This is a genomic window from Sphingosinithalassobacter sp. LHW66-3, assembly GCF_050703275.1.
Lineage (GTDB): Bacteria > Pseudomonadota > Alphaproteobacteria > Sphingomonadales > Sphingomonadaceae > Sphingomonas.
Genome location: NZ_CP193482.1, coordinates 2,087,599 through 2,101,155, shown reverse-complemented (window position 1 = coordinate 2,101,155; position 13,557 = coordinate 2,087,599). Strand labels below are relative to the sequence as shown.

Sequence of the window (13,557 nt, the reverse complement as noted above, 5' to 3'; positions counted from 1 at the left end):
GGCCCGTGAGCCGCTCAGACCGGCGGCTCGACTTCGGGATCGACCAGGTGGAGCAGGCGCCGGCCTGCCCGTCGAGCGAAGGCAAGCGTGCATTTGCGCCGAGTCGCTGGCGCCATTGGCGCGCTCTGCGCCTCGCGCAGGATCGCCGCGTCATATCTGTCCGCCACGATGATGCCGGTGCGCTCTGGAAGGAAGCTTGGCTGCGCGAGCGGACTATGATCGAATCCCGCGGGCACCGCCCAGAAGAAGCGGTCGCAATGCGCGAGGTAATCGGTCCATTTCGAGTCGCCGAGCAAGTCCGCGCGTGACACTTTGATCTCGACGATGACGATGGTGCCACGCGAATCGAGCGCCATCAGGTCGGCGCGACGCCCGTCGCTCAGCGACACCTCGGCCATCGCCACGCAGTCGTGGCGAAGCAGCATCCGGCAGACTCCGCGCGCCACGTCTCCGGCTTGGAGAGGAAGCGGCGAATCCGATCTGCCGGCGGTCGGGAGCGGCTCCTGGCGCATGCGCCGGGCGCTAGAACGTTTCACGAACGGGGGGAAGGGCGGCCCCTTCCCCCGCTTCGATCAACGATAGAAGATATGGTTGCCGATGGCGGCCACGCGCGGGCGGCCCCAGTTCGGCGAGACATAATTGGCGTGGAAGAACAGCGCTTCGGGCACGGGGCTTTCCCACAGGTCGCGCTCAGCGACCTGCGCCACGGCCAGCGCGCGCCGCCATGCGCGGTCGTTCGGCGGCGTCGGCAGGCGACCGCCCCGAACGAAGGAGAACTGGCCACGCTGCGTGAGCACCGAGCAGACCGAGCGCGGATAGCGGCCGGAGGCTGCGCGATTGAGGATCACATTGGCCACCGCCAGCTGGCCGGCCAGCGGCTCGCCCTTCGACTCGTAGTAAACGCCGGTCGCAAGGCAGCGGAGTTCCCGATCGGCCGCGGCAGCGGTGTTCTGCGCATCGACGGCCTCGGAGAGCGAAGCGAACTCCGCATCGATCGCATCTTCCTCGGAGGCGTCGGCGACGACAGGCGAGTCGCCGGTCTGGATATTGCCGATCGCGGGAAGCGGAACCGCCGCAGCGGGCGGCGGGGGAACCGTTTCGAGTTCCTGAGGGTTGAACTGTTGGAGGGCCGCGTCCTGGAGTTCGAACGCGAACCCCGGCGTCGTGGCGCTTGCCACTGCGCCAGCACAAAAAGTCACAGCCGCGATTGCCGCAGCGCGAAACGTGAGCTTCATCTATCTTCGTGTGAATGCGGTGAGTACGCGGCTCAGTCCCTTTTCAAAATCAGGGACTGCCGGGTTCCCCCCCGACTGCGTAACCGGCCGATTTCACACCTCGACAGGCACAACGCGATCTTAACGAGGCGCGCTAATCCTTCCGCAGTGCACCAAAGTCAATCGAAAAGGATCGTTTCAGCGGCGAACCGTTCCGCCGCTGCGATATCCAGCTCAATAACCCATAGATCCGGATCGCGCGCGCGCCGCCGCTGCCAATAGGCCGTGGCATCGGCTTCCTGCGCCAGATCCGAAGGGCCGGATTCGAGCAGAACCGCCCTTCCTTGCGGTCCCAGGCCACGCTCGTAGAAGCTCGGATTCGCGCCGCGTTCCAGCGCCAGGATAAGGATTCCGCCCGCCTGGGCGTCGCCGCGGGCGAGCACTGCGGCAGCGCCTCCTTCGGAATGCACTCGGCGGATCAGTGCGCTCACCAGCACGCCGCTGGCGGGCCGGTCGCTCACGCCGCATCCTTGCGATAGCCCGGCAGAGTAGCGAGCGGAATCCGGGACCGCATGAAGGTGCCCGTACCGCGTGCCGCTTCCTCGCCGCTCGAATCGACGAGTCGCGCCTCCGCGACGAACACGCGCCGCTGCCCGCTTACCCAACGTCCTTCGGCAACCACCGGCCCCTCCCGCAGCGGCCGAGTGAACAGCAGATTGAACGCGGTGGTCAGCAGAAACCGATCGGTCACGAGGCTGTTGGCGGCGTAGAAGGCCGCATCGTCGAGCATCTTGAAATAGCTGGTGCCATGCGCGGCGCCGCCGGCGTGAAAGAACCGGCTGTCGATGGTGAAGAGAATTCGCGCGAAGCCGCTCGCTGAGATCTCGAGCTCGGATTCGAACAGTCGGTTGATCGGCGCGGCAGCGTAGAGCGATTCGAGCGCGCGAAAATGCGCCTCGGCGCCCACGACGGCGGGCGGAGCGGAATCAGGCAGCGTCACGGGACTCCACGGCCGACAGCAGTGCGAAAAGGGCATCGGTGGAGCCTGCACCGCGAAGCTTGTCAGTGAAGGCGCGGTCGCGCATCTGGCGCGAGACTCGCGCCAGCGCCTTGAGATGCGCGGCACCCGCTCCCACCGGCGACAGCAGCAGAAACACCAGATCGACCGGCAGATCGTCGACTGCCGCGAAGTCGATCGGCTGTTCCAGTCGAGCGAAAACGCCCACCACGCGCCGCAGCCCTTCGAGCTTGCCGTGCGGAATGGCGATCCCACCGCCGAAGCCGGTTGATCCAAGTCGCTCCCGTGCGGAGATCGCACGAGTCACCTGCTCTGAATCGACGGCATAGGCACTGCTCGCGATCACTCCGAGCTGATGGAACAGTGTCTTCTTGCTGCCGACGGTCAGGCCCGCGACGACGGCCTCGGGCAGGAGCAAATCGCTGAGATCGGTCATTCGAGTTCCAGATTGCCGGAGGCGCGGCAGAATCGGGTCAGGACGTGCGATTTGGCTCCACCCAGCCGATCGTGCCGTCGTCGCGCCGATACACCATATTGTAGGCGCCGCTAACGCTGTTGCGGAAGAGAAGCGCATTGGTATTGCGAAGATCGAGCATCATCACTGCGTCGGACACGCTCGCATCCGGCACGTCGACTCGCGTCTCCGCGACGATCGGCGGCGCATCGGATGCTTCTTCCTCTTCGGCACTGCCGAACACTGTATAGCCCGCATTGTCGACGGCGGCGCTTTCGATCGCCGCGATCTGCTGGCTGTTGTTCCGGTCCTTGAGCCGCCGCATGTAGCGGCGCAGCTGCTTTTCGATCTTGTCGGCCGCGCCGTCGAACGCGCCATGCGCATCCATGCCGCTGTTGCTCCCCTTGAGCACCAGCCCCTGCATCACATGGGCGACGATGTCGCAGGTGAAGCCATTGTCGTGCGGCCCCTTGCCGAAAGTGACCTGGGCCGAAATCGCGCGCGAGAAATATTTGTCGGCGATACCCTGGAGGCGGTCGTCCACATGAGCCCGCAAGGCGTCTCCCGTATCGACCTGATGGCCCGAAACGCGGATATCCATGACATACTCTCCAAACGCTGTTTAGGGCGTGCACCTAGGCACCCGCCCGGGGAGCGTCAACTGGAGGCCGCCGCGTGCCACAGCGGCGATTCCAGCGTCGCGACGAAGGCGGCATGCCGCTCTAGCTCTGCGCGCGTGGCGGCGAATGGCCGCGCCGGGCGCACATGCACCCGCGAAGGCGCCTCGCGCGGCGTTTCGGGCATCACGGGCGCGTCCTCGACGAGACCCAGAGTGATCTGACGCCCGCCCGTCAGCTCGACATAGACCTGCGCCAGCAGCTGGGCGTCGAGCAGCGCGCCGTGCACCGTGCGCTGGCTCAAATCGATGCCATAGCGCGTGCACAGTGCGTCCAACGTGTGCTTCGCCCCAGGGTGCCGAACGCGAGCGATCGTCAGCGTATCGACCATCCGGTCGCCGTGCACCTGAGGGCGCCCGCACCGGCCGAGTTCGCCGTTCAGAAACCCGAAGTCGAAGCTCGCATTATGCGCGACCAGCGGGCAATCCCCGAGGAACTCGAGCAGTTTCTCGCAAATATCAGGAAACAGCGGCTTGTCGGACAGGAACACGTCGGAAAGGCCGTGCACGGCGAACGCCTCGGCCGGCATGCGTCGCTCGGGGTTCAGATAGGCGTGGAAGCTGCGCCCGGTGGGCACGCGATTGACCAGCTCGACACAGCCGATCTCGACCAGCCGGTCGCCGCCCGGAAAGCTCAGTCCCGTCGTTTCGGTATCAAACACGATTTCGCGCATGGCTTGCTTATTCCTCGGGCGCGCCGGTGAGGCAAGCGATCACCTCACGCAACGCCGCTCGCGTCGCATCGAGGGATCCACCCGTCGGAATGACGAAGTCGGCGCGCGCGCGCTTTTCCGCGTCCGGAAGCTGTTTCGCGCGGATGGCTTCGAATCGGTCCTCGGTCATGCCCGGCCGGGCCAGCACGCGGGCACGCTGCACCTCGGCAGGCGCCGACACCACCGCGATCCTGTCGACCTGCCGCCAGCCACCACTCTCGAAGAGAAGCGGAATATCCAGCAGCACGAGCGGCGCATCGCTGTTTGCAGCCAGAAACCTCTCTCGCTCGGCGGCGACGGCGGGGTGCACCAGCGCCTCCAGCCGGGCGAGCGCGGCGGGATCGCCGAACACCGCTTCGCCCAAGGCCGTGCGATTCACCCCTGCGTCGCCGGTCGTATCGGGGAACGCCGCCTCGATCTCCGCGACCAGTTGGCCCCCCGGCCCCTGGAGCCGGTGCACCACTGCATCGGCATCGAACACGGGGATACCTTCGTCGGCGAACATCTGCGCGACCGTCGATTTGCCCATGCCGATCGATCCGGTGAGCCCCAGCACGATCATCGCAGCAACAGCGCGCGGAGTTCGTCGTCGCGATCGCGCGGCGGCTGGACGCCGAAAAACAGCTCGAACGCCAGAGCAGCCTGGCCGATCAGCATCTCGAGTCCGTCGATCGTATCGATCTCCCGCGCCCGCGCGCGCGCCAGCAGAGGAGTTTCGAGCGGCGCATAGACGAGGTCGTACACGAGCGCGTCCTGGGGGAGCGGCGCGAGATCAAGGTCGAGCGGCGGCTGGCCAGCCATGCCCAGCGGGCTCGCATTCACCAGCAGATCGACCGGTGGCAGCGGCGCATCGAGCGGTACTGCATCCCCCTTGATCCCGAAGGTGGCAAGCAGCCCCGCTGCCTTGAGCGCATTGCGGTTGAACAGCGTGACTCGACCGATCCCGACTTGCGACAGCGCAAAGAGGACCGCCCGCGCCGCGCCCCCCGCGCCGATCACCGCGGCATGCGCTCCGTCGAGAGGAAGCCCGGAGATAGGAGCATAGAAGCCGGCCGCATCGGTATTGGTGCCGATCAACGCTCCATCCTCGGCGCGCAGGACGCAGTTGATCGCGCCGATCGAGCCGCGCACGTCCCCGCGATCCTCGACATGGTCGAGCGCTGTTTCCTTGTGCGGGATGGTGATGTTGCAGCCGCACCAGTCATCATCTTCGCGTCGCGACTCGAAATATGCCTTCAGGCCGTCTGCCGATACCCGCTCGGCGCGATACTCCCCCGCGATTCCCATCGCGTCGAGCCAGAAGCGATGGATCAGGGGCGATTTCGAATGCGCGATCGGATCGCCGATCACTTCGGCATAGGGCATTCCGGCAATCGAACTCACGACGGCAGCACCTCCCGAACGCGCAGATAATCGAGCAACGGCAGCAGCGGCAGCCCGAGCACCGTGAAATGGCTGCCCTGGACGCGCAGAAACAGCTGCGCCCCCCTTCCTTCGAGCCGGTAGCAGCCGACGCACCCCGAGATCGCCGGCCATTCGGCCACGAGATAGGAGTCAATGAATGCATCGCTGAGCGTGCGGACGTGCATCTTTGCAACCTCGACATGCCGCCACACCGCCCGGCCTGCCTCGCATATCACGGCGGCGCTATGGAGGCTGTGCGTCCGACCCGACAGGCTGCGCAGCTGCTCGGCGGCGTCCTCGCGGCTCGTCGGCTTGTCCAGCAGCGTGCCATCGTCGAGCGCCACGACCGAATCGCATCCCAACACCAATGCCCGGGGATTGTGCGTCGAGACCTTACGTGCCTTCAGCTCGGCAAGGGCATCGGCCAGGTCGCGCGCACCGATTCCTTCGGCCGTGAGCGATGCTTTCGCGCTTTCCTCGTCCACTTGTGCGGCCAGTGCTTCATGCGGGACACCGGCTGCTTCGAGCATCGCTCGTCGGGCAGTGCTCTGCGATGCCAGGATCAGGGTCACGCGTCGCGTTCCGTCAAGTTGCGCTCGTTGCACAGAGTGATGATCGCAGCCGCCGTTTCTTCGATCGACCGGCGCGTCACGTCGATCACCGGCCAGCCATTGTCGGCGAACATGCGGCGCGCAAAGGCGATTTCACGCGCCACGGAATCGCGCGCGACATAATCGGTTTCGATCTGCTGGTTGAGCGAAAGCAAGCGGTTCCGGCGGATCTGCACCAGCCGGTCGGCGCCGGTCGTCAAACCGACGATCATCGGACGCTTCAGTGCGAACAGCTCGGGCGGCGGAGGCGATTCGACCACCACCGGGATATTGGCGACGCGGAATCCGCGGTTGGCGAGATAGATCGAGGTCGGCGTCTTCGACGAACGCGAAACCCCAACCAGCACGATATCCGCTTCTTCCCAGTCTTCAGCGCCGATTCCGTCATCATGCGCGATCGTGAACTGAATCGCCTCGACGCGTTCGAAATAAGCCGCATCGAGCATATGCTGGCGCCCGGGGCGCGCCTTGGCTTCCTGGCCGAGCAGATTGGAAAGCGCATGGCTCACCGGATCGAGCGGCGCGATCGCCGGCAAGCCCATTGCCCGGCATCGGCTTTCGAGCGTGCGTCGCGTCTCGCTGTTGACCAGAGTGAACAGCACAATGCCCGGATTCTGGGCGATCTCCTGAAGAATCCGCTCGAGATGTGCCTCGGAGCGCACCATCGGCCAGAAATGCCGGAGAGTCTCCACGTCATCGAACTGGGCAAGCGCGGCCTTGGCGATATTCTCCAGTGTCTCGCCGGTGGAGTCGGAAAGCAGATGGAGATGCAGGCGCATCAGGAGCGGGATCGAACTGTGGAAAACATGCGCACAACCGCTAGCGCAACGCGAGGGATGAACCAAGCGTGCCGAATGCGACGATTCCGCCGCGCGTCATCCACAGACTCATACGCAACCGGGTCCGTTCCTCCACAGGCTGTGGAAACCGGGGATCAGGCCGTCGAATCCGGAGCGCCGCATGCTGCGCATAGAGTCAAGCTGTTGGCAGTGTGCGGGCAAGCGCATAAGCCACAGCTTCCACGCCCCAACTACCTTCAACAATCTCTAAGATTCTCTTTCTCTTTTAATGAAGGAAGACCGAGCTCTGACTGAGACCGACACTGCCAAGCCCTTGCTCGCGACGCTTCGCGGCACCCGCCAGCCGGTGCCTCCCGTCTGGCTGATGCGTCAGGCCGGGCGGTATCTGCCCGAGTATCGTGCCTTGCGTTCCGAGAAGGGCGGCTTCCTGGAGCTGGTGAACGACAGCACGGCTGCGGCAGAAGTGACTCTGCAGCCGATCCGTCGGTTCGGGTTCGACGGCGCGATCCTGTTCTCCGATATCCTGATCGTGCCGATGGCGCTCGGCCAGCGTCTCTGGTTCGAAGCAGGCGAAGGTCCGCGCCTCGCACCGCCAATTACGGCACGATCGGTTCTCGACGGGTTCACCGCCGACGCGCGGGCGCTCGATCCGATCTATGAGACGGTTCGCCGCGTCGCGGCAGAGCTGCCACCGGAAGTGACGTTCCTTGGGTTTGCAGGAAGCCCCTGGACCGTCGCGACCTATATGATCGCAGGCCAGGGAAGCCGCGAGCAGGCGGAGGCGCGGCGTCTCGCCTATGGCGATTCCGGACTTGTCGCGGCGCTGATCGACAGGATTGTCGAGACTACGATCGATTATCTTCTCGGGCAGATTTCCGCCGGCGTCGAAGCGGTCCAGTTGTTCGACAGCTGGTCCGGCAGCCTTTCGCCCGGCCAGTTCGAACAATGGGTAATCGCGCCGACGTCGCGGATCGTCACTGCGCTTCGCGATCGCGCGCCGAACATGCCGGTGATCGGTTTTCCGAAAGGGGCCGGCGGCAAGCTGGCCGCCTATGCGCGCGAGACGGGAGTAGATGCGATCGGCCTCGATGAGAGCGTCGATCCGCAATGGGCGGACGCCGCCTTGCCGCCGGGGCTGCCGGTGCAGGGGAATCTCGATCCGCTTGCGTTGGTGACGGGCGGCTCCGCGCTGCGCACGGCGGCCGAGCGCATCCTTGCCGCCTTTTCCTCGCGGCCGCATATCTTCAATCTTGGGCACGGCATTCAGCAGGATACGCCGATCGCACATGTCGAGCAGGTGCTGGAACTGGTACGGGGAGAGCGGCGATGACAGGGTTTCTGGGTGGCGCCTATCTGTGGGTGAAAGCCGCCCACATCATCTTCGTGATCTTCTGGATGGCGGGGCTGTTCCTCTTTCCCCGCTATCTGGTGCATCACCAGGCGGCGTTGGCGCAGCCGGAGGAAGCGGCCGCCTGGGCCCAGCGCGAAGCCAAGCTCCGCGCAGTAATTCTCACTCCGTCGGTGATCGCGGTTTGGGCAATCGGCATCGTCCTGGCGGTTCACTGGGGCCTGTTCGAAGGCGCGGACGGGCTCGGCTGGCTACATGCCAAGCTGCTGCTGGTCGTGCTGCTCACCGGCTTCCATGGCTGGGCGGTCGGCTATTCGAAGAAGCTCGCGCGCGGCGCCGGTCATCTTCAGGACCGCACGCTGCGGATGCTCAACGAACTGCCCGCGCTGGCGGTGGTGCTGATCGTTATCCTGGCGGTGGTGAAACCCTTCTGACAGAGTGATCGCATGCTGGTTCTGACGCTGCTCGCCCTGCTTGGCCAAGACGCGATCGCCGCTGCCAATGAACAGGATCTTCGCTGCGTCGCCGCGATGGCGGCAGCGAGCGAAACCGTTTCCGACGAGGTTAAGAGCGGCATGGCGGTGGGCATCATGTACTTCCTCGGCCGTATCGAAGGGCGCAGCCCCGATTTCCATGTCGAGGCCGGGCTGGTGCGCAGGTTCAGTGAATCGGCGTGGGCCGAGCAGATCGAGGCCGATCTGGAGCGTTGTGGAGCGCAGATTCGCGACAAGGGCATTGCGCTGACCGCGATCGGTAACAGGCTTACGGAACAGGGGTTCTGAACCCAGCTTGACTTGGGCCGGGACGGGACTTACTTGCATTGGCGTCGTGCGCTTTTCGGCGGCGGCACACTCCTCCAGCATCGTCTCGAGCGCTTCCAGCACCTCGCCGACCGACGCCCTCCCCGCAAAGCGTAGCTTCCGGACTCTGCATGCACCTCAAGGACCTCAAGAAGAAAGCACCGGCCGAACTGGTCGAAATGGCGGAGGCGCTCGGCGTCGAAGGTGCGTCGACGCTGCGCAAGCAGGACCTGCTGTTCGCGATCCTCAAGGCGCAGGCCGAGCAGGGCGATCAGATCATGGGCGAAGGCACGATTGAAGTGCTGCCCGACGGCTTCGGCTTCCTGCGCTCGCCCGAAGCGAATTATCTCGCCGGCCCCGACGACATCTATGTCTCGCCCAATCAGGTGCGGAAGTTCGGCCTGCGCACGGGCGATACGGTGGAAGGCGAGATCCGCGGTCCGAAGGACGGCGAACGCTATTTCGCGCTGACGCGGCTCGTGTCGGTCAATTTCGACAATCCCGAGGCAGTCCGCCATCGCGTCAATTTCGACAATCTGACGCCGCTCTATCCCGAATCCAAGCTCACGCTTGATCCCCATGATCCGACGATCAAGGACAAGTCGGCGCGCGTGATCGACATCGTCGCGCCGCAGGGCAAGGGCCAGCGCGCGCTGATCGTCGCGCCGCCGCGCGTCGGCAAGACGGTGCTGCTCCAGAACATCGCCAAGGCGATCACCGACAATCATCCCGAGGTCTTCCTGATCGTGCTGCTCATCGACGAGCGGCCCGAGGAAGTCACCGACATGCAGCGTTCGGTGAAGGGCGAGGTTATTTCCTCGACCTTCGACGAACCTGCGCAGCGCCACGTGCAAGTCTCTGAAATGGTGATCGAAAAGGCCAAGCGCCTGGTCGAGCACAAGAAGGACGTGGTCATCCTGCTCGATTCGATCACGCGCCTCGGCCGCGCCTACAACACCGTCGTGCCGAGCTCGGGCAAGGTGCTGACCGGCGGTGTCGATGCCAACGCGCTGCAGCGTCCCAAGCGCTTCTTCGGTGCTGCCCGTAACATCGAGGAAGGCGGCTCGCTCTCGATCATCGCCACTGCGCTGATCGACACCGGCAGCCGCATGGACGAAGTGATCTTCGAAGAGTTCAAGGGCACCGGAAACTCCGAGATCGTGCTCGATCGCAAGGTGGCGGACAAGCGCATCTTCCCGGCGCTCGACGTCGGCAAGTCGGGCACCCGCAAGGAAGAGCTGCTGGTCGACAAGGGTACGCTTTCCAAGATGTGGGTGCTGCGTCGCATTCTGATGCAGATGGGCACCGTCGATGCGATGGAATTCCTGCTCGACAAGATGAAGGATTCCAAGACCAACGAAGACTTCTTCGACTCGATGAACCAGTAAGCGGGGCCGAGTCGCATGCTGGATCTGCTATCGATCGCCACCTATGGCGTTGCCGCGGCCGGGCCTGGCTCGATCGGCGACATGTGGGCGAACATCGTTCACGACTTTTCGAACCTGAGCGATCCGGCGGCGCTGGCCGCTTTCGGCCAGGTGTTGATGATCGACCTGGTGCTCGCCGGCGACAATGCGATCGTCGTCGGTGCGCTCGCGGCGGGTCTGCCGGCCGAGCAGCGCAAGAAGGTCATTCTGATCGGCATCGGTGCGGCGCTGGTGCTCCGCATCGCCTTCGCGCTCGTCGTCACCTGGCTGATGGGCATCGTCGGGCTGATCTTCGCCGGCGGACTGCTCCTGCTCTGGGTGAGCTGGAAGTTCTGGCGCGAAATCCGCCACGACACGTCCAACGTCGGATCGGACGAAGTCGCAGGCGACGAGCATTCGGGTCTCAAGCCGGCACGCAGCTTCGCCAGCGCCGCCTGGGCGGTCGCCGTGGCCGATGTGTCGATGAGCCTCGACAATGTTCTTGCGGTGGCCGGCGCGGCGCGCGAGCACCCCGGCATCCTCGTGGTCGGGCTGCTGCTGTCGGTCGCGCTGATGGGGCTCGCTGCCAACTTCATCGCCAAGCTGATCGATCGCTATCGCTGGATCGCCTATTTCGGCCTCGCCGTGATCGTGTTCGTCGCCTTCAAGATGATCTATGAAGGTTGGGTCGGCGATGCGCACACGATCGGATTAATCTCGTTCTTTCAATAGGATAAAAAAGGGCGCCCCGAGAGGCGCCCTTTTTGTTTTCCGATATGATCGGCGAAGTCAGCCGAGATGTTCGGCAAAGAACTCCGCAGTCCGCGTATCCGCCAGCTGCGCCGATTCTTCCGATCGCCGCTTGCCGTGTTCGGTCGCGAAGCCGTGGTCCTCGCCCGGATAGTCGTACAGCGTGACCTTCGGATGCTCGTCCAGTCCTTCGTGCATCTTGGCCTGAGTCGGCTTGTCGACGAAGTGATCTTCCTCGGGGATGTGCAGCAGCAGCGGGTTGGCGATTGCCTGTTTCTCGCCGAGCAGCCCGTCGATTCCGACGCCGTAATAGCCGACGCTGGCGTCCACATCGGTGCGCGCCGCGGTCATGAAGGCGAGCCGTCCGCCCAGGCAATAGCCGACCGCACCCACCTTCGCTCCGTCGACAAGCGCGCGCGCCTTGTGAATCGCGGCTTCGATGTCGCGCACCCCCGCATCCTGATTGAATTTGCCCATCAGTTCGAGCGCGCGCTGAAACTCGGGCTCGACGTCCGGATCGAGTTCGATCCCCGGTTCGAGCCGCCAGAACAGATCGGGCGCGAGCGCGAGATAGCCGGCTTCGGCCCATTTGTCGCACTTGCGGCGAATGCCGGCGTTCACGCCGAAGATCTCCTGGATCACGACGATCGCCGCTCGCGGCGTGCCTTCGGGTTCGGCGCAATAGGCGTCGAAGCGCCCGCTGCCGTCCGATGCCTCAATGGTGATGGTCTTGCTCATGAATCCTTCCCTTGCCGTTGCGCCGCAGCCCCGCCTAGACCGGCTGCTAGCAGCCGCGCGCGGGCGCGCTCAAGCGGAGATGAGCCTTGAAGATCAATGTGGAGATCGAGTGCACGCCCGAGGAGGCGCGCCGCGCAATGGGATTGCCGGACTTCACGGCGGTACACGACAGATATGTCGGCATGCTGCTCGAGGCGATGGATGGGACGCAGAATCCCGAGGTAATCGAAACACTTATGCGCAATTGGGCGCCGATGGGCGAGGCCGGCATGAGCTTCTGGCGCCGGATGTTCGAAAGCGGGGGCAAGCCGGGCTGAAGGCGATGGAGACGATCTTTGCTGTCTCCAGCGGAGCGCCGCCCGCCGCGATCGCCGTCCTTCGACTGAGCGGCGCCGATGCGTTCGGAGCGGTCGAGTCGCTCGTCGGAGCGCTTCCCGAGCCCCGGCGTGCGTCGCTGCGCGCTCTGCGCGATCCCGCCGACGGCACGCTGCTCGATCGCGCCCTGCTGCTCGTCTTTACCGCGCCCCATTCGGCGACCGGGGAAGATCTGGTCGAACTGCACCTGCACGGTGGCCGCGCCGTGGTTCGTGCGACCGAGGCTGTTCTTGGTCGATTGCCCGGGCTCCGTGCCGCCGAGCCGGGCGAATTCACGCGGCGGGCCCTTGCCAACGGCCGGATCGATCTCAGCGAGGCCGAAGGGCTCGGCGATCTGCTCATGGCGGAAACCGAGTCGCAGCGGCGGGTCGCGCTGCGCGCGGCCGAAGGCGGCGTTCGCCGCGAGGTCGAACGGTGGCGCATGGCGCTGCTTGGCCTGTCGGCTGAAATCGAAGCGGCGCTCGATCACAGCGACGAGGGCGATGTTGCCGTCAGCGCGGGCTCGGCTTCGACGCTGCCCGCGCGCGCCGCCCGACTCGCCTCAGAGATCGAGGCGGCAGTTGCACGCCCTCCCGTCGAGCGATTGCGCGACGGGCTGCACATCGTCCTCGCCGGACCGCCGAATGCCGGCAAGTCGACATTGTTGAATGCGCTCGCCGGTCGCGAAGCGGCGATCGTCTCGCCGCAGGCCGGTACGACGCGGGACCGGATCGAGATCCCGGTCGTGCGCGACGGCACCGCTTATGTGCTCACGGATACCGCCGGCCTTGCGGACGCCACCGACGATGCGATCGAAGCGATCGGCATAGCCCGCGCGAGGACGGCGATCGAGACGGCCGACATGCTGCTGTGGCTCGGGGAGGACAGCCCGCCACCGCATCCACAGGTGATCTGGGTACACGCACGCGCCGACATTGCGGAGCGCCAGGAAGCTGCGGCCGCAAAGGACATTGCGGTCTCCTCGTTCGACGTCGCTTCGATAGAAGCGCTTTGGGCACTGGTGGGTACGCGTGCGGGGTCGCTGCTTCCCCCGCTCGATCATGTTGCGTTGAATGCGCGGCAGCGCGCGCTGCTTGGCGATGCGGCTGGGGCGTTGCTGGCGGCATCCCGCGAAGGGGACGAGCTGATCGTCGCCGAACATTTGCGGGCGGGGCTTCGCGCTTTCGATGCAGTCACCGGCAGGGCCGGCACCGAGGCGATGCTCGATTCGCTGTTCGCGCGATTCTGCATCGGCAAATAGATGTTCCACG

The 13,557-nt window shown here is 65.1% G+C and carries 19 protein-coding genes; 7 read left to right on the top strand and 12 right to left on the bottom strand.

Annotated features, from left to right (window positions below):
* Positions 1-14: 14 nt before the first annotated feature.
* From ACQ450_RS10295 to ACQ450_RS10245, 11 genes are all read right to left on the bottom strand, one after another.
* Complete coding sequence (locus tag ACQ450_RS10295; protein ID WP_431469202.1) at positions 15-512, bottom strand: MmcB family DNA repair protein; 498 nt, start codon at positions 510-512, stop codon at positions 15-17.
* A gap of 60 nt (positions 513-572) precedes the next feature.
* Entirely contained in the window at positions 573-1,178 is a 606-nt protein-coding gene (locus tag ACQ450_RS10290; RefSeq protein ID WP_431469201.1) for a cell wall hydrolase, read from the bottom strand.
* A gap of 215 nt (positions 1,179-1,393) precedes the next feature.
* The gene (locus ACQ450_RS10285; RefSeq protein ID WP_188053349.1) at positions 1,394-1,735 is read right to left on the bottom strand and encodes a DUF1491 family protein; all 342 of its coding nucleotides are present in this window, start codon (positions 1,733-1,735) and stop codon (positions 1,394-1,396) included.
* Entirely contained in the window at positions 1,732-2,214 is a 483-nt protein-coding gene (locus tag ACQ450_RS10280) for a PaaI family thioesterase (RefSeq protein ID WP_431469200.1), read from the bottom strand. The genes ACQ450_RS10285 and ACQ450_RS10280 overlap by 4 nt, the downstream gene beginning before the upstream one ends.
* Positions 2,201-2,668, bottom strand: coding sequence for a PTS sugar transporter subunit IIA (locus ACQ450_RS10275; RefSeq protein WP_188053345.1), 468 nt, complete (start codon positions 2,666-2,668; stop codon positions 2,201-2,203). The genes ACQ450_RS10280 and ACQ450_RS10275 overlap by 14 nt, the downstream gene beginning before the upstream one ends.
* A 37-nt stretch (positions 2,669-2,705) precedes the next feature.
* Positions 2,706-3,287: a ribosome hibernation-promoting factor, HPF/YfiA family gene (gene hpf / locus ACQ450_RS10270; protein WP_188053343.1), complete on the bottom strand. Its 582-nt coding sequence runs from the start codon at positions 3,285-3,287 to the stop codon at positions 2,706-2,708.
* A 56-nt stretch (positions 3,288-3,343) separates the two neighbouring features.
* Positions 3,344-4,036 (bottom strand): DNA polymerase III subunit epsilon, encoded by a 693-nt coding sequence (gene dnaQ, locus ACQ450_RS10265; protein WP_431469199.1) that lies wholly within the window; start codon positions 4,034-4,036, stop codon positions 3,344-3,346.
* Positions 4,037-4,043: 7 nt separating this feature from the next.
* A complete protein-coding gene (coaE, locus tag ACQ450_RS10260; RefSeq protein ID WP_431469198.1) occupies positions 4,044-4,637 on the bottom strand; it encodes a dephospho-CoA kinase in 594 nt (197 codons plus the stop codon).
* Entirely contained in the window at positions 4,634-5,440 is an 807-nt protein-coding gene (locus ACQ450_RS10255) for a shikimate dehydrogenase family protein (protein ID WP_431471207.1), read from the bottom strand. The genes coaE and ACQ450_RS10255 overlap by 4 nt, the downstream gene beginning before the upstream one ends.
* A gap of 14 nt (positions 5,441-5,454) precedes the next feature.
* Positions 5,455-6,009, bottom strand: coding sequence for a Maf family protein (locus ACQ450_RS10250; RefSeq protein WP_431471206.1), 555 nt, complete (start codon positions 6,007-6,009; stop codon positions 5,455-5,457).
* A 38-nt stretch (positions 6,010-6,047) separates the two neighbouring features.
* Positions 6,048-6,869, bottom strand: a complete 822-nt coding sequence (locus ACQ450_RS10245; protein ID WP_188053335.1) for a pyruvate, water dikinase regulatory protein — start codon at positions 6,867-6,869, stop codon at positions 6,048-6,050.
* A gap of 289 nt (positions 6,870-7,158) precedes the next feature.
* On the opposite strand from ACQ450_RS10245, the gene hemE reads away from it, so the two are divergent.
* From hemE to ACQ450_RS10220, 5 genes are all read left to right on the top strand, one after another.
* Positions 7,159-8,220, top strand: a complete 1,062-nt coding sequence (gene hemE, locus ACQ450_RS10240; RefSeq protein WP_431469197.1) for a uroporphyrinogen decarboxylase — start codon at positions 7,159-7,161, stop codon at positions 8,218-8,220.
* Entirely contained in the window at positions 8,217-8,672 is a 456-nt protein-coding gene (locus ACQ450_RS10235; protein WP_431469196.1) for a CopD family protein, read from the top strand. Before hemE ends, ACQ450_RS10235 begins: the two co-directional genes overlap by 4 nt.
* 12 nt (positions 8,673-8,684) lie before the next feature.
* Positions 8,685-9,020: a hypothetical protein gene (locus ACQ450_RS10230; RefSeq protein WP_431469195.1), complete on the top strand. Its 336-nt coding sequence runs from the start codon at positions 8,685-8,687 to the stop codon at positions 9,018-9,020.
* 149 nt (positions 9,021-9,169) lie between these two features.
* On the top strand, positions 9,170-10,426 hold the full coding sequence (gene rho / locus ACQ450_RS10225; protein WP_188053327.1) for a transcription termination factor Rho: 1,257 nt from the start codon (positions 9,170-9,172) through the stop codon (positions 10,424-10,426).
* A 15-nt stretch (positions 10,427-10,441) separates the two neighbouring features.
* Positions 10,442-11,176: a TerC family protein gene (locus ACQ450_RS10220; protein WP_188053325.1), complete on the top strand. Its 735-nt coding sequence runs from the start codon at positions 10,442-10,444 to the stop codon at positions 11,174-11,176.
* A gap of 57 nt (positions 11,177-11,233) precedes the next feature.
* Here ACQ450_RS10220 and ACQ450_RS10215 read toward each other — a convergent pair whose 3' ends face one another.
* Positions 11,234-11,932 (bottom strand): dienelactone hydrolase family protein, encoded by a 699-nt coding sequence (locus ACQ450_RS10215; protein WP_431469194.1) that lies wholly within the window; start codon positions 11,930-11,932, stop codon positions 11,234-11,236.
* Between the two features lie 86 nt (positions 11,933-12,018).
* Between ACQ450_RS10215 and ACQ450_RS10210 the strand changes: the two genes are divergently transcribed.
* Together ACQ450_RS10210 and mnmE are read left to right on the top strand one after the other, a co-directional pair.
* A complete protein-coding gene (locus ACQ450_RS10210; protein WP_188053321.1) occupies positions 12,019-12,249 on the top strand; it encodes a DUF6489 family protein in 231 nt (76 codons plus the stop codon).
* Between the two features lie 5 nt (positions 12,250-12,254).
* Complete coding sequence (mnmE, locus tag ACQ450_RS10205) at positions 12,255-13,547, top strand: tRNA uridine-5-carboxymethylaminomethyl(34) synthesis GTPase MnmE (RefSeq protein ID WP_431469193.1); 1,293 nt, start codon at positions 12,255-12,257, stop codon at positions 13,545-13,547.
* The last annotated feature ends 10 nt before the right edge of the window (positions 13,548-13,557 follow it).

What these genes read in the sequence shown, in the direction of transcription:
- ACQ450_RS10295 (WP_431469202.1), bottom strand. Translation starts at nt 512, where the DNA reads ATGCGCCAGGAGCCGCTCCCGACCGCCGGCAGATCGGATTCGCCGCTT.
- ACQ450_RS10275 (WP_188053345.1), bottom strand. Translation starts at nt 2,668, where the DNA reads ATGACCGATCTCAGCGATTTGCTCCTGCCCGAGGCCGTCGTCGCGGGC.
- hpf (WP_188053343.1), bottom strand. Translation starts at nt 3,287, where the DNA reads ATGGATATCCGCGTTTCGGGCCATCAGGTCGATACGGGAGACGCCTTG.
- dnaQ (WP_431469199.1), bottom strand. Translation starts at nt 4,036, where the DNA reads ATGCGCGAAATCGTGTTTGATACCGAAACGACGGGACTGAGCTTTCCG.
- coaE (WP_431469198.1), bottom strand. Translation starts at nt 4,637, where the DNA reads ATGATCGTGCTGGGGCTCACCGGATCGATCGGCATGGGCAAATCGACG.
- ACQ450_RS10255 (WP_431471207.1), bottom strand. Translation starts at nt 5,440, where the DNA reads ATGCCCTATGCCGAAGTGATCGGCGATCCGATCGCGCATTCGAAATCG.
- ACQ450_RS10250 (WP_431471206.1), bottom strand. Translation starts at nt 6,009, where the DNA reads ATGCTCGAAGCAGCCGGTGTCCCGCATGAAGCACTGGCCGCACAAGTG.
- ACQ450_RS10245 (WP_188053335.1), bottom strand. Translation starts at nt 6,869, where the DNA reads ATGCGCCTGCATCTCCATCTGCTTTCCGACTCCACCGGCGAGACACTG.
- hemE (WP_431469197.1), top strand. Translation starts at nt 7,159, where the DNA reads ATGAAGGAAGACCGAGCTCTGACTGAGACCGACACTGCCAAGCCCTTG.
- ACQ450_RS10235 (WP_431469196.1), top strand. Translation starts at nt 8,217, where the DNA reads ATGACAGGGTTTCTGGGTGGCGCCTATCTGTGGGTGAAAGCCGCCCAC.
- ACQ450_RS10230 (WP_431469195.1), top strand. Translation starts at nt 8,685, where the DNA reads ATGCTGGTTCTGACGCTGCTCGCCCTGCTTGGCCAAGACGCGATCGCC.
- rho (WP_188053327.1), top strand. Translation starts at nt 9,170, where the DNA reads ATGCACCTCAAGGACCTCAAGAAGAAAGCACCGGCCGAACTGGTCGAA.
- ACQ450_RS10220 (WP_188053325.1), top strand. Translation starts at nt 10,442, where the DNA reads ATGCTGGATCTGCTATCGATCGCCACCTATGGCGTTGCCGCGGCCGGG.
- ACQ450_RS10215 (WP_431469194.1), bottom strand. Translation starts at nt 11,932, where the DNA reads ATGAGCAAGACCATCACCATTGAGGCATCGGACGGCAGCGGGCGCTTC.
- mnmE (WP_431469193.1), top strand. Translation starts at nt 12,255, where the DNA reads ATGGAGACGATCTTTGCTGTCTCCAGCGGAGCGCCGCCCGCCGCGATC.